Source organism: Dyella acidisoli (genome assembly GCF_030160295.1).
GTDB lineage: Bacteria > Pseudomonadota > Gammaproteobacteria > Xanthomonadales > Rhodanobacteraceae > Dyella_B > Dyella_B acidisoli.
Genome location: NZ_BSOB01000025.1, coordinates 263,202 through 281,126 on the forward strand (window position 1 = coordinate 263,202; position 17,925 = coordinate 281,126).

A 17,925-nucleotide genomic window follows, 5' to 3' on the forward strand; every position below is an offset into this window, starting at 1 on the left:
TGGACGCTATGCCAGCTATTCGGGCGAAGCATTGCCGCGGTTACATCGTCCCCAGGTCACGCAGCAGGCCGGCCCCGACCCAGGCTTGCAGGAGTGCCACCATGCGGCTCATGGCGGCGGTTTCGCCGTGATATTCGGCGAGGATGGCGCATAGCGTGGCGAAGGATTCGCCACGCTGGACAGCGGTCAGCACCTGCGATTCGTCCTCCTCCAGCCGGCGATAGTGGATTGACATGGCATGGCGCCACACCAGGATGCGGCGAGGCTTTGCGTAGCGGCGCAGGTGTGGCCGCGTGGTTCCATGATCAGCCGCGCGCCGAAAGGTATCCACGTTGTACGCGCAGGACAGCACTTGCAGGTTGCCTTGCGGTACCAATTGCAGGGTCGCCCATGCTTCCGGCGGAATGGTTGCAAGCTGCGTTATGTCGATGCTCGGTTCATCGGTTGCATCGAACGCGGTGGAAATGGCCCAGTCCAGCCGGGCCATCTCGGCAAGCTGCGGTTTGTCGTGGCGCTTGTTTTCCAGAAAGCCTGCCAAACCGGTGCCATACCAGCGGATGTTGAAATGGTTGGATGGATGCGTTTCCACGTACGTATCGAGCAACGCATCAAAGCCACGGCTGACCATGCTGCTCAGCCCGACAAATTCGTTCTTCAAGGCGTCGCGCAGACGTATGCGGTAGCCATGCTGATAAACCGCCAGCCGGCTGTGTACGTCGGCAATGGCATCGCTGCGGACAGAGGATAGTGGTGAGGTTTGTGCAGTAAGCACGGCTTGCTGCATCTGCTGCTGGATGGCTTGCAACGTGCTCATGCTGCATCCCGCAACAAGGGTTCGGCCAGCGCGCGGGCGTGTTCGAGTTCGGCCAGCAATTCGGCCAGCGGCGGGAAGTGATCGTCGCGTTCGATCATGGTCGAAACACGGCCGAAACGGCGCACTGCTTCCAGATAGAGATCCCACACAGCGTTGGAAACAGGTGCATCGTGCGTATCGACGATCAGCCGTTCGCCTTGTTCGTAACCGGCGAGGTGGAACTGCTGCACGCGCGAAACGGGGATGCCGCGCAAATAATCCAGCGACGAAAAGCCGTGATTCATCGCGCTGACATGGACGTTGTTGACGTCGAGCAAAAGCAGGCAATCGGCGCGCTCGGCGACTTCGGCGAGGAATTCCCATTCGGTGAGCTGGGATTGCGCGAAGCTCACATAGCTCGAAACGTTTTCCAGCAGGATGCGGCGTTTGAGGCGATCCTGCACTTGCTTCACGCGGCCGACGACGTGGTCGAGCGCCTCTTCCGTATACGGCAGCGGCATCAGATCGTGCAGGTTGATGCCTTGCACGCCGGTCCAGCAAAGGTGATCGGAAACCCAGGCCGGTTCCACGCGTTGCGCCAGCGCGGCCAGTCGCGTGAGATAGTCTTCGTCGAGCGGATCGGTGCTGCCGATCGACATCGATACGCCGTGCATCACCAGCGGATAGCGTTCACGGAAGCGATCGAGCCACACCAGCGGCAAGCCGCCGTCGACCATGTAGTTTTCCGATACCACTTCCAGCCATTCGACCTGCGCTGGTTGTTCGAGCAGTGCTTCGTAGTGCTCAACGCGCAGGCCAAGTCCATAACCGAGGTAGGGGAGTGCGTGGGTGCGTGCTGCTGTCATGGCATGGCTCGTTGTCGGCACCTCTCCCTCTCCCCGAAAGGGAGAGGGAGAGTGACGTCACATCACTTCTTCACGGCAGCCTGTGCTGCTTCGCAATCAGCCTGAGTCTTCTGCATGGTGAAGCCCTGGCCCTTGCACGAGTTCTGGCCTTTGCACGAATTGGTGGCCTGCTTGCAGGCGCCCTGACCTTTGCACGAGGACGAATTCACGCACTTGACCATCGCGTTGTCGCCGGCGGGTGTGCTGCCGACTGGTGAGGCCGAAACTGCAGCGGCGGCGAACAGACCGGCCACCATTACGGCCATGGCGCTGGCATTGACTGTCTTGATGTTCATATCTATGGCTCCAAGAAGTTGTAGACGCCGCAAGGCGGCACAGGGGAAATAATTCGTCCGCCACGCAGGGGAACTGCGATTCCGGACGCCTCACATTGTGCTGCTCCGATCCATCGGTCGCTGCACCCGTGCATCCCGCATTTATGCCCGATCGTCCAGTGGATGCCTGGCAAGAAAGTCTGGACGTCTGGATATGGTGGGCGTGGGCGAGCCCGCGCATCATGCGCTTACTTCAAGAGCAGGAATATGTGCAATGCGTCATTACGTGGCTACGACCGCTTCGCGTCTGCTTGGCATCCTGCATGCTTGGCGCTGGCTGGGTCCGTTGGTGGTGCGGCTGGTATTCGGCTACTTCTGGCTGGAAACCGGCATCGCCAAGGTGCATAACCTGGATGGTTTCACCCAGCGCTTCGTGGGCTGGGGCATCCCTCATCCGGCTTTCAGCGCGGCCCTGTCGGCCTGGACGGAGCTGGTCGGCGGACTGCTGCTGATGCTGGGCCTGTTCACCCGATTGGTCACCATCCCGATGATCATCAACATGATCGTGGCGGTAACGCTGGTGGTATCGACCAACCTGATGGGATTGGACGACTACGTCGAAGCCGACGAAGTGGTCTACTCGCTGATCTTTTTCTGGTTCCTGATCGCGGGGCCGGGGAAGGTGAGCCTGGATACGCTGATTGCGCGCTGGCTACACATCCGCACGTACGAGTGATCGGTGACGCGGTGACGTAGGTTGGGTTACCCCGGACTTGATCCGGGGGTAACCCAACGTCAATGCTCAAGGAACGAAAGCAGCAGCTTGCCTGCAATGCCCCACATCACCAAGGCAATGAGCACGTCCAACACGCGCCACGCCATCGGCTTGCGGAACAGCGGCGCCAGCAGGCGCGCGCCATATGCAAGGCCGAAGAACCAGATGAACGAAGCTGTGGCTGCACCGATGCCGAAAAACGCACGCGGCCACGGTGCGGGCCATGGCGCGGCCAGGCTGCCGATCAGCAGCACCGTATCGAGATAGACGTGTGGATTGAGCCAGGTAAAACCAGCGCACGTGGCAAGCACCCGCCATACGCTGCCGGTATCGTTATGCGCGTCGGCAGTAAGCACTTCCGGATGGAAGGCACGCCGCAATGCCTTGATGCCGTACCACGCCAACACCAACGCACCCACGCACGCCACGACCATCAGTAGTCGCGGGTGCTGTCCAACGGCCGCACCTAAACCACCCACACCGGCCGCAATCAGCACGGCATCGGATAGTGCGCAAAACAGCGCTACCGGAAACCGATGCGATTGCAGCAAGCCCTGCCGCAGCACGAAGGCGTTCTGTGCCCCGATCGCGATGATCAGCGAAGCGCCGAGCAGCAGCCCGGCGAGAAGCGGTGCGTGCGAAGAGGCTGCTGCGATCAATACGCAAACTCCTTGAAGACGGGGTCCACGCTGCCGTTCCATTCACTGTGGAACAGCTCCAGCTTGCGTTCGGCAGGTGTCTGGTTGGCTTCCACGATTTCGATCAGCGGTTCGAGGAAGATGCTTTCGTCCACGCCGTTGCGATTGAGCCGATGGCGGCGCTTGAGTCCATGTGCGGCGATACGCAGCGCTTCGCGCGCCAAGTCGCGCACGGTGCCGCCGCGGAACGGCAGCTTGATGGCGTGTTTCGGCACGCCATCGCGCAGGGCATGGCGTTCTTCGCGGGTGAAATCCTTCACCAGTTCCCAGGCCGAATACAGCGCCTCGTCGTCGTAGAGCAGTCCGACCCAGAAGGCCGGCAGTGCGCACAGGCGATTCCAGGGGCCGCCATCCGCACCGCGCATTTCCAGGTACTGCTTCAGGCGCACTTCGGGGAAGGCGGTGGTGAGGTGGTCGCCCCAGTCCTTCATGGTGGCGCGCACGCCAGGCAATTCCTCGAGCGTGCCGGCCATGAAGCGTTTGAAATCCTTGCCGGCCAGATCGATGTAGTGGCCATCCTGGTAACTGAAGTACATCGGCACGTCGAGCATGTAATCGACATAGCGCTCGTAGCCGAAACTGTCTTCGAAGACGAAATCGAGCATGCCGGTGCGATCCGCGTCGGTATCCGTCCACACGTGCGAGCGATAGGACAGATAGCCGTTCGGCTTGCCCTCGGTAAACGGCGAATCGGCGAACAGCGCAGTGGCGATCGGTTGCAGGGCGAGGCTGGTGCGGAACTTGCGCACCATGTCGCCTTCGCTTTCGAAATCGAGGTTCACCTGCACGGTGCAGGTGCGGGTCATCATGTCCAGGCCGAGCGAACCGACCTTGGGCATGTACTCGCGCATGATCTTGTAGCGCCCCTTGGGCATCCACGGCATTTCATCGCGTCGCCACTTGGGCTGGAAACCCATGCCCAGGAAGCCGAGCCCGAGACCATCGGCTACGGAGCGCACTTCTTCCAGGTGGGTGTTCACTTCGCAACAGGTCTGGTGGATGGTTTCCAGCGGCGCGCCGGAAAGCTCCAGCTGGCCGGCCGGTTCCAACGTGATGTTGGCCTTGTCGCGTATCAGCGCCACGGGTATCTCGCCTTCGCGGGCGATGTCCCAGCCGTAGCGTTCGGCAATGCCTTCGAGCAACGCACGAATGCCGTGCTCGCCTTCGAATGTCGGCGGGCTTAAATCGTTGGTGCGAAAGCCGAACTTCTCATGCTCGGTGCCGATGCGCCACGCTTCGTGCGGCTTTTCGCCGGCAGCGAGATAGTCGATCAATTGCTGGCGACCGTAGATCGGGGTGCTTTTGACGGCACTGGGTATGGACACGGGGCAAGCCTCACGGGAAGAGCCCCCGACTATGGAGGCAGTGCAACGCCGCAAAAAGGGGGCGGGGATGAAAAAATTGTACGGGACGGTACAGCTAAAGAATAGACAGCGTCGAGATGGCCTCAGCGCGAATCGTTAGCCTGTTCCCTGTTCCTCATCGCCCGCTTCCAGAAATGTCACGCGCATCCGCGCTCCTGTCCCTTCATGAGCATCCAGGATTTCGAATCGCGCACGATGGCTGCGGGCGATTTCTTCGACAATCGCCAGCCCCAGGCCGCTGCTTTGTCCGTCGCTGCCGGCAGCACGATAGAAACGCTCGCGCACGCGCTCGCGTTCGGCAGGGGGAATGCCGGGGCCGCTGTCTTCCACTTCCAAATAGGCGGCGCCGTCGTGTCGACCACAACGCAGCGTGATGCGGCCGCCGTCCGGCGTGTGGCGGATGGCGTTGTCGAGCAGGTTGATCAGCAATTCATGCAGCAGCCAAAGCACGCCATGCACCTGGGCAGGCTCGCATTCCGCACCCAGGTCGATGTTGCGTGCGATCGCGCGATCCAGCATGGAATCGGCCACGGTGCCGATCAATGCTTCGAGCTGCACGTCGGCGAAATCGCCGGGGTTGTGCGCGGAAGGTTCGGCGCGCGCAAGGGCGAGCAACTGGTTGGCGGTGTGCGCCAGGCGATCCACGCTGTCCTGCAGGCGTGCGATGCGCTCCTGCTGGGCTTCGTCGCTGGTTTCGCTGCCTAGGACTTCCAATTGCGCCTTCAGGCCAGTCAGCGGCGTGCGCAATTGATGCGCGGCGTTGGTGAGGAAATGCTGTTGAGCCTGCGCCGCGTCGCGCACTGTCAGCAGCAGCGTGTTGAGCGATTGCACCAGCGGGCGCACTTCGTTCGGAATCGGTTCCAGCGGCAGCGGCTGCAGTGATTGCGGTTGCCGGTGCGTGATCCGTTCGCGCAGGCGATTGATCGGACGCAAGGCGACAGTGATGCCCAGCAGGCACAAGCCCAGCACCAGTACGAGTTGGATGCCATCGCTTATGCCAATGACCGTATCCAGCCGGCGCACGCCACGATCGCGGCGATGCACGGTTTCGCCCACAGTGACGATGACCGGCTCGCCACTCACTTGCGTGCGATAGCTGACGACGCGCAGCGCCAATTGTTCGTAGGTGACGTCGGTATAGCTGAGGGTGCCGGTGCCCTGTGCGATCGGCAGGTTTTGATCGCCAGCCAGGGTGTGGCCATCAGGCAGACTGACGCGATAGAGAAAGTTGTCCCGTGCGCCGGGAAACAAGTGCGCCCATACCGTTGGCCGGCCGTTGGGATCGAAACCCATCGGCGGCCTCTCGCCAATATCGTCAGGAGGCGGCGCCGCCGGGGGTGGTTCCGTGCCGGGCGGATGCAGTGGCAACGGGCCGAAATCGGGTTTTTCGAGATAAATTTGCCCATCTGGCGCACGTTTCAGATGCGCCGCAATCGCCGCCGCCGCACGCGAGAGTGCGCGATCGAAGGCGTCGTACATCGGGGTGACGTAGGTTCGATGATCCGCCCAAATGCTGAGGATCAGCAGCAGCAGCAACGGCAGCAGCAGATAGCCGAGCAAGCGGCCGCGAATACTCGGCGCGCGTCTGAGTTTGGACCCCGTAGACATGCGCCGGCTGCGTCTTAAGTGTCGTCGAGGCGATATCCCAGGCCACGTATACCGCGCACAGTGGCGGCTTCGCCCAGTTTCGCGCGCAGACGGGACACGTGTACTTCGATCGCGTTGCCGGAGATTTCCTCGTCCCAGCTCACGATGGCCTGGATAAGCCGTTCCTTGCTCACCACTCGGCCGCTGTGATGGGCCAGGCATTCGAGGATGGACCATTCGCGGCGGGTGAGCTCGAGCACACGCCCGCCGTCGTCGATGGCGCGGCGGCCGGCAAGATCGATGCGCAGGCGTCCCACCACCATTTCGTTGGCGGTGGCAGCGGTGGCACGGCGGATCAGTGCACGGCAACGCGCCGCCAGTTCGGGCAGGGCAAAAGGCTTGACCATGTAGTCGTCCGCGCCCAGATCCAGCGCGTTGACGCGATCGTCCAAGCCATCGCGTGCCGTCGCGATCAGTAGCGGCAACGCGCTGCCATCGCGGCGCAGGCGACGCACCAGGGTCAAGCCATCTTCGCCGGGCAGACCAAGGTCCACGATGGCGAGATCGTAGTGGGTGACGTCCAGGCGGCTTTGTACGGATTCGGCATCGGTTACCGGGTCGACTACGTAGCCAGCGGTAGCCAGGCCGCGCACGATGGCATCGGAAACCAAGGGATCGTCTTCAACGAGCAGTATGCGCATACGACCGACGAAGTATTAGGTCGCAAAATCCTATCAGCTAATGCCGCATTTATCTGTCATGTAATAGGAGCAACCGCAGACCGTATCGACCGGGCGCTACAATGCGCACCCTAAAAATCAGTAGCGCCGTGCCCCATGTCCGAGATCCCTGCTTGCCCGATTTGCCGCAAGGAACACACCTATCCCGATGGCGATCTCTACATTTGTCCGGATTGCGGGCATGAATGGCTGCAGCAAGCCACAGCCCATGAAGAAGCCGAGCAGATCGTGCGCGACGTGAACGGTAATGTGCTGAAGAGCGGCGATAGCGTCATCGTGATCAAGGATCTGAAGGTGAAGGGCGCGTCGATTCCGCTGAAGCAGGGCAGCGTGATCCGCAACATCCGCTTGATCGATGGCGATTCGGAACACATTGAAGGGCATTCCGACAAGATCAAGGATCTGGTGCTCAAGGTCTGCTTTTTGAAGAAGGCTTGAGGGGCTAGAGCGGATTCAAGTAATTACAGTGTCGTCACCCCATTGGCGAAAGCTGGGGTCCAGCGCCTTTGATGTGGAAAAGTCACTGGATCCCAGCTTTCGCCAATGGGATGACGGCAAGGTAAAGGTGGTCATCCTGCTTAACGAAAAAGCCGCCCTGTAGGCGGCTTTTTCGTGAGAGCTTTTACACAATGCTCAACGCTTCATCGAATTGAAGAACTCGTCATTCGACTTGGTGTTCTTCATCTTGTCGAGCATGAACTCCATCGCAGCCAGTTCATCCATCGGATGCAACAGCTTGCGCAGGATCCAGATCTTGGCGAGCAGATCGGGTTCGATCAGCAGATCCTCGCGGCGCGTGCCGGAGCGATTGATGTCGATGGCCGGATACACGCGCTTCTCGGAGATACGGCGAGACAAGTGCACTTCCATGTTGCCGGTGCCCTTGAACTCTTCGTAGATCACCTCGTCCATCTTGCTGCCGGTGTCGATCAGCGCGGTGGCGATGATGGTGAGCGAGCCGCCTTCTTCCACGTTACGTGCGGCGCCGAAGAAGCGCTTCGGACGCTGCAGTGCGTTCGCATCCACACCGCCGGTAAGCACCTTGCCGGAGCTCGGCACCACGGTGTTGTAGGCGCGGGCTAGACGGGTGATCGAGTCGAGCAGGATCACAACGTCTCGCTTATGTTCGACCAGGCGCTTGGCGCGCTCGATCACCATTTCGGCAACCTGCACGTGACGCACGGCCGGTTCGTCGAAGGTGGAGCTGATCACTTCGGCGCGCACGGTGCGGGCGATTTCGGTGACTTCTTCCGGACGCTCGTCGACCAGCAGGATGATCAGGTGCACGTCCGGATGGTTGTACTGGATGGCATGCGCGATGTTCTGCAGCATCATCGTTTTACCGGATTTCGGCTGCGACACGATCAGGCCGCGCTGGCCGCGGCCGATCGGCGCGACCAGGTCGAGAATGCGGGCGGTGATGTCTTCGGTCGAACCGTTGCCGCGTTCCAGGTGGAAAGCCTTGCGCGGGAACAGCGGCGTCAGGTTCTCAAACAGCATCTTGTTCTTCGATGCTTCCGGCGGATCGCCGTTGATGTCGTCGACCTTCAGCAGCGCGAAGTAGCGCTCGCCTTCCTTCGGGTGACGCACGCGTCCGGTGATGTAGTCGCCGGTGCGCAGGTTGAAGCGGCGAATCTGGCTGGGCGACACGTAGATGTCGTCAGGACCGGCCAGGTACGACTCGTCGGCCGAACGCAAGAAGCCGAAGCCGTCCTGCAGAATTTCCAGCACGCCTTCGGCCCAGATGCCACCGCCCGAGCGGGCGTGAGCCTTCAGGATGTTGAAGATCACGTCTTGACGGCGTTGGCGCGCGACGCCTTCCTGGATGCCGAGCGATTCGGCGAATTCCAGCAATTGAATCGGATTCTTGCGCTTAAGCTCAGTCAGGTTGATGACGCGGTCGTTGCTGCCGATGTCGGCATTTTCGTCATCCACCGGCAGGCCATGCGGATTGCGCGGCGGGCCGCCACCGCCCGGACCCTGCGGACGCTGGCCGCGCTCATGACGGCGGCGGCGGTTGCGGTCGTTGCGGTCGTTTCGATCATTGCGGCGGTCGTTGCCTTGGCCATGCTGGCCCTGGCTCTGTTGCTGCCCGCCGCCATTGCCGTTGCCACCCTGTTGCTGGGCGTTGTCGCGCGGCTCCTGCGCTTCGCTGCTCTGACCGTTGCCGTAGCGCAGCGGTTCCTGCGTGGGTGAAAAAGCAGGGGGGGCCTCGGAGCGCGCTTCGGCGGGAGGGGGCTGGCGCTCGACGGCGGGTGCCGGCGCCTCGCTGGTTCTCTCTCTAGGCGGGCTTGCTTCACCGGCTGGAGCGGCGGATCGGCGTGGCGAACGAGTACGGGTAGGCGTTTCAGTCACAGGCTTTGAGTCGGCGCGAATGGCGTCGGAAGAATCTTTGCTTTCGATATCGGACACGGGCAAACCTCACGGGGCGCCGTTGATGACAGGAGGGAGGACGAGCGTTGCGCGGAACGCGCAGAGGGCCGGACAGCCCCGATGGGAAGGAATCTAACACCCGTCGCGCAGCGCCGTAAAGGGCGGCTGCAGCGACGGTTTATGCGACGGTTCTCAGAGTCCGCCTATGACCCATGAGCGACTCGCGTTGCGCCTGAGCGGTCGCCATGCGGCAGCGCGCGGCTTGACCAGACAGCCAGTCTGGCGCTGCGCCACGCGCTACCACCTGACGACCGCTCAAACACAACGTGAGCCACTCATAGGCCATAGACAAACTCTCAGATCGTCTTGTCGATGATCTGCTTGAGCTGCCCCTTGCTCACCGCGCCGATCTGGGTGGCTTCCACCTTGCCGTTCTTGAACACCATCAGCGTGGGAATGCCGCGCACGCCATAGGTGCGGGGGGTTTTCTGGTTGTGGTCGATGTTCAGCTTCACCACGCGCAGCTTGCCGTCATATTCCTTCGCCAGCTCGTCCAGCGCCGGGGCGATGGCTTTGCAGGGGCCGCACCATTCGGCCCAGAAATCCAGCAATACGGGTGTATCGGACTTCAGCACTTCCTGGTCGAAGTTGTCGTCGCTCGTATGGGTAATCAATTCGCTCACCGTGGGTCTCCAGGGCTAAGGCGGGGTGGGGTTAAGACCGCGTGCCAATCATCAGTTACACTAGTGGAAGTGCCCATGGGGCGCGGGTCGATCCGGGAAGTGGAGTCAGTGCCGTTGCGGCATGTCTTTCATTCCAGCGTAAGTCGGGACGCGATTCAAGCGATTCAAGGGCACCCCAGCCACCGCCCGGCCGGCATAGGTGAAGCCCGCTTCACAAGCCGCTTCACCTATGCCGGAGGGGTGTAGCCATCCTATCGACGCCTGTTGTGCGTCGCATCCATCCACCGTCCCAAGGTTGCCAGACTGACTGCGGGACCGGGCCCAGGCGCTCGATCGCCGGCTCGTACCAGATTCCCTTTCATGTCCCAAACCGTACTTACTGAAACCTTCTTTACCCAATTCGATTTGCATCCGCTGTTGCAGCAAGGTCTGGACGAAGCAGGCTTTGCACGCTGCACCCCGATCCAGGCGTTGACCCTGCCGATGGCGCTCATCGGCCGCGACGTCGCCGGCCAGGCCCAGACCGGCACCGGCAAGACCTGCGCCTTCCTGGTCGCCATGATGAACCGGTTGCTGACCCGGCCAGCCGTGGCCGAACGCAAGGATGCCGATCCACGCGCGCTGGTGATCGCACCCACGCGCGAGCTGGCCATACAGATCGAGAAAGATGCCAAGAACATCGGCCGCTACACGGGCCTGCGCACCGCGCTGATCTACGGTGGCGTCGACTACGACAAGCAGCGTCAGCAACTGAAAGACGGCTGCGACATCATCATCGCCACACCGGGCCGACTGCTCGACTACTACAAGCAGAACGTGTTCGGCTTCAACGGCGTGGAAGTGATGGTGATCGACGAAGCCGATCGCATGTTCGATCTCGGCTTCATCAAGGACGTGCGCTTCATCTTCCGCCGCCTGCCGGCGCGCGAACAGCGTCAGGTGCTGCTGTTCTCTGCCACGCTGTCGCATCGCGTGCTGGAGCTTGCTTACGAGCACATGCACAACGCCGAGAAGCTGACGGTGGAAACCGACAACGTCACCGCCGACCGCGTGCGGCAGGTGGTGTACTTCCCGGCCAAGGAAGAAAAGATGCCGCTGCTGCTCAACTTGCTTGAGCGCACGAAGGCCGAACGCAGCATCATTTTCGTCAACACCAAGGCAGCTGCCGAACGCATCACCGAGCGTGTGAAGCGCCAGGGCTATCGTGTTGGCGCATTGTCGGGCGACGTGCCGCAGCTCAAGCGTCAGAAGCTGCTGCAGCGCTTTCAGGATGCCCAGCTCGACGTGCTCGTCTGCACCGACGTGGCTGCGCGTGGCCTGCATATTCCAGCGGTCAGTCACGTGTTCAACTACGACCTGCCGCAGGATGCCGAGGACTACGTGCACCGCATCGGCCGCACCGCGCGTCTTGGCGCTGAAGGCGATGCGATCAGTTTCGCCTGTGATCTGTATGCGATGTCGCTCCCGGATATCGAAACCTACATCGGCCAAAAGATTCCGGTAGCCAACCTGGATCAGGAACTGCTGGTCATGCCGCAACCGAAGCAAATCGATGCGCAGTACGCCGCCGAGGTCGCTGCGGACAGTGCGGAGTTCGGTGACAAGGTCACGCCGCGCGGCGACGCCAAGCCCACTGGTTCGCGTGAACGTCGTGGTGGCCGCGGTGGCGAACGCTCGGGTTCTTCCGAGCAGCGGCAACGACGCGACGATCGTCCGCGCAAACCGCGTGAAGACCGCCATGCAGCAGCGAGCGAAGAAAAGGCTGCGATTCCTGCACAAGCACCTGCCGCTGCATCTGCAGAGGAAGGCGCAAGTGGCGAAGGCAAGCGTCGTCGTCGGCGTGGTGGTCGCGGTCGCCGTCGTTCGGGCACGGCGCCAGCAGCCGAGGTTGCCGTCAATCAAGCCGCCGCACCGAGCGCCAATCGTCCGTCGCGACAGGTAGTGGCGCAGTCGCCTTCGGGCGAGCAGGCCGCGCCGCAGAAGCTCGGTTTCTTCCGCCGTCTTGCGCGTTTGTTCACCGGTCGCTGAATCATCGCGTACGCCGTCGCGAAATTACGTGGCGGCGCTTTCGCGAAATCTACGCATAACGCCAAGGCATCCCTTATCCTTGCCGCCATCGGTTTAGGGATACGGGGAATGCGGTGATCCGCTTCGATCAAGTCAGCAAGCGTTATGAAGGGGGGCACGAAGCCCTTTCGCAGCTTACGTTCGAAGTCGCCAAAGGCGAGATGGCATTTGTGACCGGGCACTCCGGCGCGGGCAAGAGCACGTTGCTCAAATTGCTGGCGCTGATCGAACGCCCCACGCACGGGCACGTCACGCTGGATGGCCAGAATCTTGCCAAAATTGGCAAGGGCGGCATTCCCAAGTTGCGACGCAGTCTGGGCATGGTGTATCAGGATCATCGCCTGCTGATGGATCGCACCGTGTTCGCCAACGTCGAATTGCCATTGGTGATCGGCGGCATTGCGCCGCTGGAGCGTGGACGCCGCGTGCGCGCTGCGCTGGAGAAAGTCGGCCTGCTCGATTACGAACGGCAACTGCCGGCTTCGCTGTCCACCGGCGAACAGCAGCGCGTGGGCATTGCGCGTGCAATCGTCGCCAAGCCCAGTGTGCTGATCGCCGACGAGCCCACAGGCAATCTCGATCCGCAATTGGCTTTCGAAGTGATGAGCCTGTTCGCAGAATTCCAGCAGTTCGGCACTACTGTGCTGGTCGCCAGCCATGATCTGCCGCTGATCAAGCGTGTGAAGAAGCGCGTAGTGGTGCTCGATCATGGCCGGCTGGTTGCGGACGTTGCTGCGGAGGAAGTGCTATGAGCACATCGACCGAAACGCAGCCGCAGACGCCAGTGCGCAGCGAACGCAGCCATCGTCGTCCGTTTTCCAGCTGGCGGGAACATCATGGCTGGAGCGCAGGTGCGAGCTTGCGCCGTCTGGCCTCCAAGCCGGTTGGCAGTTTGCTCACCATCGCGGTGATGGGCTTGGCGTTGGCACTGCCGCTAGCGTTTTACATGCTGCTCTCGAACGTGCAATCGCTGGGTAGCGCGCTCGGGCGCAACCAGGTGATCAACGTGTTCCTGAAACCCGATCAGGTCGCGGGCAATGCGCAGATACTGGCCAAGCAGATCGGGCAGCACGATGGCGTCGCGAATGTCACGGTGAAATCGCCGCAGCAAGGCATGGACGAGCTGAGCAAAATGCAGGGCTTCTCTGATGCGCTGCATGCACTTGATGACAATCCGCTGCCTTTCGTGCTCGAAGTACAGCCGCAGGACGGTATTTCTGCCGATGCCGCTGCGCGGCTGGTGGACGACCTGCACGGCATGCAGGGCGTGGACATGGTGCAGGACAGCGGCAGCTGGCGGCAGCGCCTGGATGCGTTGCTCGGTGTAGGCAATCGCATGGTGTTGATCCTGGCTGCGTTGTTCGCGCTGGCGGTGCTGCTGGTGGTCGGCAATACGGTGCGCGTGGACATCACCAGTCGCGCCGAAGAAATCGGCGTGCTCAAGTTGATCGGTGCCAGCCGGGCTTTCGTGCGGCGTCCGTATCTGTACGCGGGCATCTGGTATGGCCTGTTCAGCGGCGTGCTGGCGGTAGGGCTGGCCCTAGCCATCGAATTCGCCCTGGTGGAACCGGTCGCGCGACTTAGTCAGGTTTACGAAGGGAAGCTGCACGTGGGTGGCCTGCCACCGTGGCTACTGCTGGCCGTGCCCGTCGCCGCTGCTTTCCTGGGCTGGCTGGGCGCACGCCTGGTCAGCGCCTGGCAACTGCGCAAGGCGGCTTAGCTGCAACCCAAAAAGGTGGATGCTATGAGCGGTGAAGCGGGTCGCAGCCCGTCGCACCGCGCTGGGGCACCATAGCCAGGCCTTCCGTGACCTCAGTTGTCATACGGCTGTTTTTTCTGGGCCGGCTAGAATAGGCGCACTTCAGGCGCAGGGGGCGCCTGCCGATTGTCTATGCACGGAAGCCAAGCAAGACCGGGATGGTGGGGTTTTTTGATGAGTGCAAGCATCAGCAGCCGTGATCTCAGCGCCGCACCGCGCGTGCTGGTGGTGGACGGTTCCAAGGTCGTCCGCCAGTTGATCACGCGCGTGCTGCAGAAAGAGTTGCCGCAGGCGGTCGTGGTGGATTGCGGCTCCGGCGCCGATGCGCACCGGCTGCTGCAGGACGGTGTGTTCGACTTCATTACGATTTCCTTGCGCCTGCCCGACATGGATGGGCTGGAGCTGGCGCGCTACGTGCGCGAGTCGGCACCGCAGGTCTACGTACCCATCGTGGTGGTGTCCGGCGACGTGGACGATCGCCTGCATCGTCGCGCCCTGGGCGAACACGTTACCGATTATTTCGACAAGTCGCTCGGTTTCCAGGCGCTGGCGGAATTCATCCGCGGCTACGTGCGCCCGGAGAGTGCTGCCGAAGGCGTGGTGCTATACGTGGAAGACAGTCGCGTGGTGGCGCTGGCCACACGCCGCATGATGGAAAAAATCGGACTCACCGTGCGTCACGTTGTCAGTGTGGAAGATGCGTTGGTCTTGCTCGAAACCGAACGTGAGCAAGGTGCCGTGGGCGCGGACGTGGTATTGACCGACGTCAGCCTCAAAGGCGAATTGACCGGCGGCGATCTGCTGCAACGTATCCGCACTGAGTTCGGCTACGGCAAAGGCAAGCTGCCGGTGCTGGTAATGACCGGTGATGAGAATCCCGACAATCAGGCTGCATTGATTCGCGCCGGCGCGAACGACTTGGTAGAAAAGCCGGTCGAAGAAAAACTGCTGATTACCAAGCTCTTGTTTCAGTTGCGCGTGGCACAGCATCTGCGTGCGCGGGAGAGTGCTGGGGCGTCCTGATCCAAGCAGCGATCTGCCGCTGCGATCATCCATCTACTTGTCGGAAACATCCCCTCCCCTACGTGTAGTAGGGGAGGGATAGGGTGGGGTGAAGCAATCTCGCGTTGGATTCAAATGGAGCGTCAAGCTCGTACAACCCCACCCCAACCCTCCCCTGCCAAGCAGGGGAGGGGGTTACATCTTGCGTAGCTGAAATATCGCGCTCACTAGGTAGGCGCTTAAAAACCCAGCCCATACGGATCGTTGCCCGCCAGTTCCGCCGTCTCGGCATTACCGCCTTCGGACAAGCGAATCTTCAACGCCAAGCCATCGCGCGAGTCGGCCTTCGCCAGTGCTTCTTCCAGCTCGATACGGCCGCTCTTGTACAGCTTGTAGAGCGACTGATCGAACGTCTGCATGCCTTCCTGCAGGCTGCGATCCATGGCTTCTTTCACTTCATGGATCTGGCCGCGGCGGATCATGTCGCGGATCAGCGGCGTGTTGAGCAGCACTTCCACCGCCGGCAGGCGACGGCCGTCCTTGCCACTGACCAGGCGCTGGCTGATCACCGCACGCAGGTTCAGTGCGAGGTTCATCAGCACGTTCTTGTGCGCTGATTCCGGGAAGAAGTTGAGGATGCGTTCCAGCGTCTGGTCGGCGTTGTTGGAGTGCAACGTCGCCAAGCACAAGTGACCAGTTTCGGAGAATGCGATCGCCGCTTCCATCGTGTCGGTATCGCGGATTTCGCCGATCATGATCACGTCCGGCGCTTCACGCATCGCGTTGCGCAGGGCCTCGTGATAGGTGTGCGTATCCAGGCCTACTTCGCGCTGGTTGACGATCGACTTCTTGTGGCGATGCAGGTATTCGATCGGATCCTCGATAGTGAGGATGTGACCGGACGAATGACTGTTGCGATGATCGAGCATCGCCGCCAGCGTGGTCGACTTGCCCGAACCGGTGGCACCCACAACCAGGATCAATCCGCGCGGTTCCATGATCAGGTCGCGGAAGATCGTCGGCAGTTGCAGCTGGTCGATGCTGGGAATCTCGCTCTTGATCGCGCGGATCACCATGCCGACTTCGCCGCGTTGCTTGAACACATTGATACGGAAGCGTCCGGCCTCTTTCACGGCCAGCGCCATATTGAGTTCCAGGTCACGCTCGAACTGTGGCACCTGTCCCTCGTCCATGAGCGAATAGGCGATTTTTTTCACCATACCGCTGGGTAGCCCGGTATTGCCGAGCGGGTACAACTTGCCCTCGACCTTGATGTTCACCGGGGCACCCGTCGTCAGAAACATGTCCGACGCGCCCTTGTCCACCATCAACTTGAGGAAGTAACCGATATCCACCTTAAAGACCCCAGATTTTTACGCATTGCATTCAAGGATTATGCCTGCCCACAATACGCCTTGACGCTCCGAGAGGAATGAGTGATGGTCCACATATTTTCCCCGTTGGCGGTGCGTAAAAAGCGCATCCCGGCGGCGGTGCTGGCAGCTTTGCTGGCTGTAACGCTGAGTCTGGGCGGCTGCGCAAGCGTACCGCCGCCAGACAATTTGATGAACCAGGCGCAAGCGCAACTGCAAAGCGCGCGTGATGCTGGTGCACCCGATTACGACCCCGTCGATTTCGGCTTTGCGCAAGATAAATTCCAGCAAGCGCAGCAAGCCATGGCCAACCGCAAATATGCACAGGCGGCCGACCTGGCCGACGAATCGCGTGCGGATGCGACGTTGGCGCGTACCAAGGCCCAGCTTGCAGCGGCACGTGCCCAAATTCAGTCCAAAATGGACGCAAACAGTCGCTTGCGCGCGCAGAACGCCGAAGCGCAGTCGGAAAACGATCAGCACTACCAGCAACAGAAGGCGCAGCTAGCCGCGCAGATGGCTGCCACGCAGCAGCCGGCCGACGGTCAGGACAATGGCGAGAACGGTGGCAACCCGGCTTCCTCGTCCAGCGCCCCCGCACCGGGTGGCATTCCGCCGCTGCCGCCGCAAGCCCCGATGCAGCAGGACATGCCGGCGCCATCTTCCTCGGTGCTGGGCAATCCGCAACAGCAACAACCGGGACAGGGTTTCCAGACCCTGCCTGATTCTGGCCAGCAGCAGAACCCGGGAGGCCAGTGATGAAAAACGCCATGTCCAAGAAATTCCGTTGGTCGAGCATGTTGTCGATCATTGCCGTGTCGCTATTGACCCTGTTCGCCAGCGCCGCCGTGCAGGCGCGTAAGGACGACATGGATGTCGACCGATTGACCAATAACTTGAATCAGCTGGCCGCCGATCCGAACCTTGGCATCTATGCCCAGGCCGACCAGGCGCTGGCGCGCGATGCCATCAACCAGCTTACCCAGGCCAGCTCGCACGACCGGCCGCACGCGCTGTACATCGCTCAACGCCGGGTCGACCAGGCCAAGGCCGCGGCGCAATTGCAGGCGTCGCAGCGCCAGGTCAACCAGCTCGACCAGGAAAACGCCCAACTGCAACTGGAGCGCAGCCGCATCGACGCCACGGCCGCGCAGCAACAGTTGGATATCCAGCGCATGCAGTACCAGATCGCTCAGCAGGAAACCATGCGTTTGCAAGCGCAAGGCCAGGCTGCTGCGGACCAAGCCGCCCAAGCCAAGGCTGAAGCCGACCAAGCGCGCAGGCTCGCCGCAGCCCAAAGCAAGGTGGCGGCGGCTGCCCGACACCAGGCTGATCTAGCTGCCAAGGCAGCCAAGGCGCTGCGTTCTCAGATGCAGGATCAATCGTCTGGTGGCGGTAAATAATGGTGACCGACGCCCTCTCCCCTTTGGGGAGAGGGTTGGGGTGAGGGGCCAGCCTCGCCCGGTGGTTTGATTGTCTCTTTGCTTAGAGAGCAAAAAGACAAAACAAACCGCCTCTCTTTACGACTTTT

General features: G+C 61.5%; 18 protein-coding genes. 8 read left to right on the forward strand and 10 right to left on the reverse strand.

Features of this window, described 5'->3' with window-relative positions; all coding sequences use genetic code 11:
• Window positions 1–40: 40 nt before the first annotated feature.
• From QQJ86_RS14520 to bufA2, 3 genes are all read right to left on the reverse strand, one after another.
• Window positions 41–814, reverse strand: a complete 774-nt coding sequence (locus QQJ86_RS14520) for an HvfC/BufC N-terminal domain-containing protein (protein WP_284321675.1) — start codon at window positions 812–814, stop codon at window positions 41–43.
• Window positions 811–1,659, reverse strand: coding sequence for an MNIO family bufferin maturase (gene bufB, locus QQJ86_RS14525; RefSeq protein WP_284321676.1), 849 nt, complete (start codon window positions 1,657–1,659; stop codon window positions 811–813). The genes QQJ86_RS14520 and bufB overlap by 4 nt, the downstream gene beginning before the upstream one ends.
• A gap of 62 nt (window positions 1,660–1,721) precedes the next feature.
• Window positions 1,722–1,994 (reverse strand): BufA2 family periplasmic bufferin-type metallophore, encoded by a 273-nt coding sequence (gene bufA2, locus QQJ86_RS14530; protein WP_284321677.1) that lies wholly within the window; start codon window positions 1,992–1,994, stop codon window positions 1,722–1,724.
• Between the two features lie 253 nt (window positions 1,995–2,247).
• Between bufA2 and QQJ86_RS14535 the strand changes: the two genes are divergently transcribed.
• Complete coding sequence (locus QQJ86_RS14535; protein ID WP_284321678.1) at window positions 2,248–2,709, forward strand: DoxX family protein; 462 nt, start codon at window positions 2,248–2,250, stop codon at window positions 2,707–2,709.
• Window positions 2,710–2,768: 59 nt separating this feature from the next.
• Here the strand turns inward: QQJ86_RS14535 and QQJ86_RS14540 are convergent, their stop codons facing one another.
• The 4 genes from QQJ86_RS14540 to QQJ86_RS14555 all read right to left on the reverse strand — a co-directional run bounded on the left by QQJ86_RS14540 (window position 2,769) and on the right by QQJ86_RS14555 (window position 7,098).
• Complete coding sequence (locus QQJ86_RS14540) at window positions 2,769–3,407, reverse strand: LysE/ArgO family amino acid transporter (protein WP_284321679.1); 639 nt, start codon at window positions 3,405–3,407, stop codon at window positions 2,769–2,771.
• Window positions 3,404–4,771 (reverse strand): glutamate--cysteine ligase, encoded by a 1,368-nt coding sequence (locus QQJ86_RS14545; RefSeq protein WP_284321680.1) that lies wholly within the window; start codon window positions 4,769–4,771, stop codon window positions 3,404–3,406. The genes QQJ86_RS14540 and QQJ86_RS14545 overlap by 4 nt, the downstream gene beginning before the upstream one ends.
• Before the next feature lie 135 nt (window positions 4,772–4,906).
• Window positions 4,907–6,418 (reverse strand): sensor histidine kinase, encoded by a 1,512-nt coding sequence (locus tag QQJ86_RS14550; protein WP_284321681.1) that lies wholly within the window; start codon window positions 6,416–6,418, stop codon window positions 4,907–4,909.
• A 14-nt stretch (window positions 6,419–6,432) separates the two neighbouring features.
• Complete coding sequence (locus QQJ86_RS14555) at window positions 6,433–7,098, reverse strand: response regulator (RefSeq protein WP_284321682.1); 666 nt, start codon at window positions 7,096–7,098, stop codon at window positions 6,433–6,435.
• A gap of 135 nt (window positions 7,099–7,233) precedes the next feature.
• Here QQJ86_RS14555 and QQJ86_RS14560 point away from each other — a divergent pair, with 135 nt between their 5' ends.
• Window positions 7,234–7,575 (forward strand): zinc ribbon domain-containing protein YjdM, encoded by a 342-nt coding sequence (locus tag QQJ86_RS14560; RefSeq protein WP_284321683.1) that lies wholly within the window; start codon window positions 7,234–7,236, stop codon window positions 7,573–7,575.
• Between the two features lie 195 nt (window positions 7,576–7,770).
• On the opposite strand, the gene rho is transcribed toward QQJ86_RS14560, so the two are convergent.
• Together rho and trxA are read right to left on the reverse strand one after the other, a co-directional pair.
• On the reverse strand, window positions 7,771–9,549 hold the full coding sequence (gene rho, locus QQJ86_RS14565) for a transcription termination factor Rho (protein WP_284321684.1): 1,779 nt from the start codon (window positions 9,547–9,549) through the stop codon (window positions 7,771–7,773).
• Window positions 9,550–9,866: 317 nt separating this feature from the next.
• Window positions 9,867–10,193, reverse strand: coding sequence for a thioredoxin TrxA (gene trxA / locus QQJ86_RS14570; RefSeq protein ID WP_284321685.1), 327 nt, complete (start codon window positions 10,191–10,193; stop codon window positions 9,867–9,869).
• Window positions 10,194–10,553: 360 nt separating this feature from the next.
• On the opposite strand from trxA, the gene QQJ86_RS14575 reads away from it, so the two are divergent.
• The 4 genes from QQJ86_RS14575 (at window position 10,554) to QQJ86_RS14590 (ending at window position 15,042) form a co-directional block, all read left to right on the forward strand.
• Complete coding sequence (locus QQJ86_RS14575) at window positions 10,554–12,221, forward strand: DEAD/DEAH box helicase (RefSeq protein ID WP_284321686.1); 1,668 nt, start codon at window positions 10,554–10,556, stop codon at window positions 12,219–12,221.
• A gap of 113 nt (window positions 12,222–12,334) precedes the next feature.
• Window positions 12,335–13,012 carry a cell division ATP-binding protein FtsE gene (gene ftsE / locus QQJ86_RS14580; RefSeq protein ID WP_284321687.1) on the forward strand — a complete coding sequence of 226 codons (678 nt, stop codon included), beginning with the start codon at window positions 12,335–12,337 and terminating at the stop codon, window positions 13,010–13,012.
• A complete protein-coding gene (ftsX, locus tag QQJ86_RS14585; protein ID WP_284321688.1) occupies window positions 13,009–13,980 on the forward strand; it encodes a permease-like cell division protein FtsX in 972 nt (323 codons plus the stop codon). The genes ftsE and ftsX overlap by 4 nt, the downstream gene beginning before the upstream one ends.
• Window positions 13,981–14,193: 213 nt before the next feature.
• Window positions 14,194–15,042, forward strand: coding sequence for a response regulator (locus QQJ86_RS14590; protein ID WP_284321689.1), 849 nt, complete (start codon window positions 14,194–14,196; stop codon window positions 15,040–15,042).
• 218 nt (window positions 15,043–15,260) lie between these two features.
• Here the strand turns inward: QQJ86_RS14590 and QQJ86_RS14595 are convergent, their stop codons facing one another.
• Complete coding sequence (locus QQJ86_RS14595; RefSeq protein ID WP_284321690.1) at window positions 15,261–16,376, reverse strand: PilT/PilU family type 4a pilus ATPase; 1,116 nt, start codon at window positions 16,374–16,376, stop codon at window positions 15,261–15,263.
• An 84-nt stretch (window positions 16,377–16,460) separates the two neighbouring features.
• On the opposite strand from QQJ86_RS14595, the gene QQJ86_RS14600 reads away from it, so the two are divergent.
• Window positions 16,461–17,153, forward strand: coding sequence for a DUF4398 domain-containing protein (locus tag QQJ86_RS14600; RefSeq protein WP_284321691.1), 693 nt, complete (start codon window positions 16,461–16,463; stop codon window positions 17,151–17,153).
• On the forward strand, window positions 17,153–17,797 hold the full coding sequence (locus QQJ86_RS14605; RefSeq protein WP_284321692.1) for a hypothetical protein: 645 nt from the start codon (window positions 17,153–17,155) through the stop codon (window positions 17,795–17,797). Before QQJ86_RS14600 ends, QQJ86_RS14605 begins: the two co-directional genes overlap by 1 nt.
• Window positions 17,798–17,925: the final 128 nt, after the last annotated feature.

Coding starts and splice junctions, on each gene's coding strand:
- QQJ86_RS14520 (WP_284321675.1), bottom strand. CDS start 814: ATGAGCACGTTGCAAGCCATCCAGCAGCAGATGCAGCAAGCCGTGCTT.
- bufB (WP_284321676.1), bottom strand. CDS start 1,659: ATGACAGCAGCACGCACCCACGCACTCCCCTACCTCGGTTATGGACTT.
- bufA2 (WP_284321677.1), bottom strand. CDS start 1,994: ATGAACATCAAGACAGTCAATGCCAGCGCCATGGCCGTAATGGTGGCC.
- QQJ86_RS14535 (WP_284321678.1), top strand. CDS start 2,248: ATGCGTCATTACGTGGCTACGACCGCTTCGCGTCTGCTTGGCATCCTG.
- QQJ86_RS14550 (WP_284321681.1), bottom strand. CDS start 6,418: ATGTCTACGGGGTCCAAACTCAGACGCGCGCCGAGTATTCGCGGCCGC.
- QQJ86_RS14555 (WP_284321682.1), bottom strand. CDS start 7,098: ATGCGCATACTGCTCGTTGAAGACGATCCCTTGGTTTCCGATGCCATC.
- QQJ86_RS14560 (WP_284321683.1), top strand. CDS start 7,234: ATGTCCGAGATCCCTGCTTGCCCGATTTGCCGCAAGGAACACACCTAT.
- QQJ86_RS14575 (WP_284321686.1), top strand. CDS start 10,554: ATGTCCCAAACCGTACTTACTGAAACCTTCTTTACCCAATTCGATTTG.
- ftsX (WP_284321688.1), top strand. CDS start 13,009: ATGAGCACATCGACCGAAACGCAGCCGCAGACGCCAGTGCGCAGCGAA.
- QQJ86_RS14590 (WP_284321689.1), top strand. CDS start 14,194: ATGAGTGCAAGCATCAGCAGCCGTGATCTCAGCGCCGCACCGCGCGTG.
- QQJ86_RS14600 (WP_284321691.1), top strand. CDS start 16,461: ATGGTCCACATATTTTCCCCGTTGGCGGTGCGTAAAAAGCGCATCCCG.
- QQJ86_RS14605 (WP_284321692.1), top strand. CDS start 17,153: ATGAAAAACGCCATGTCCAAGAAATTCCGTTGGTCGAGCATGTTGTCG.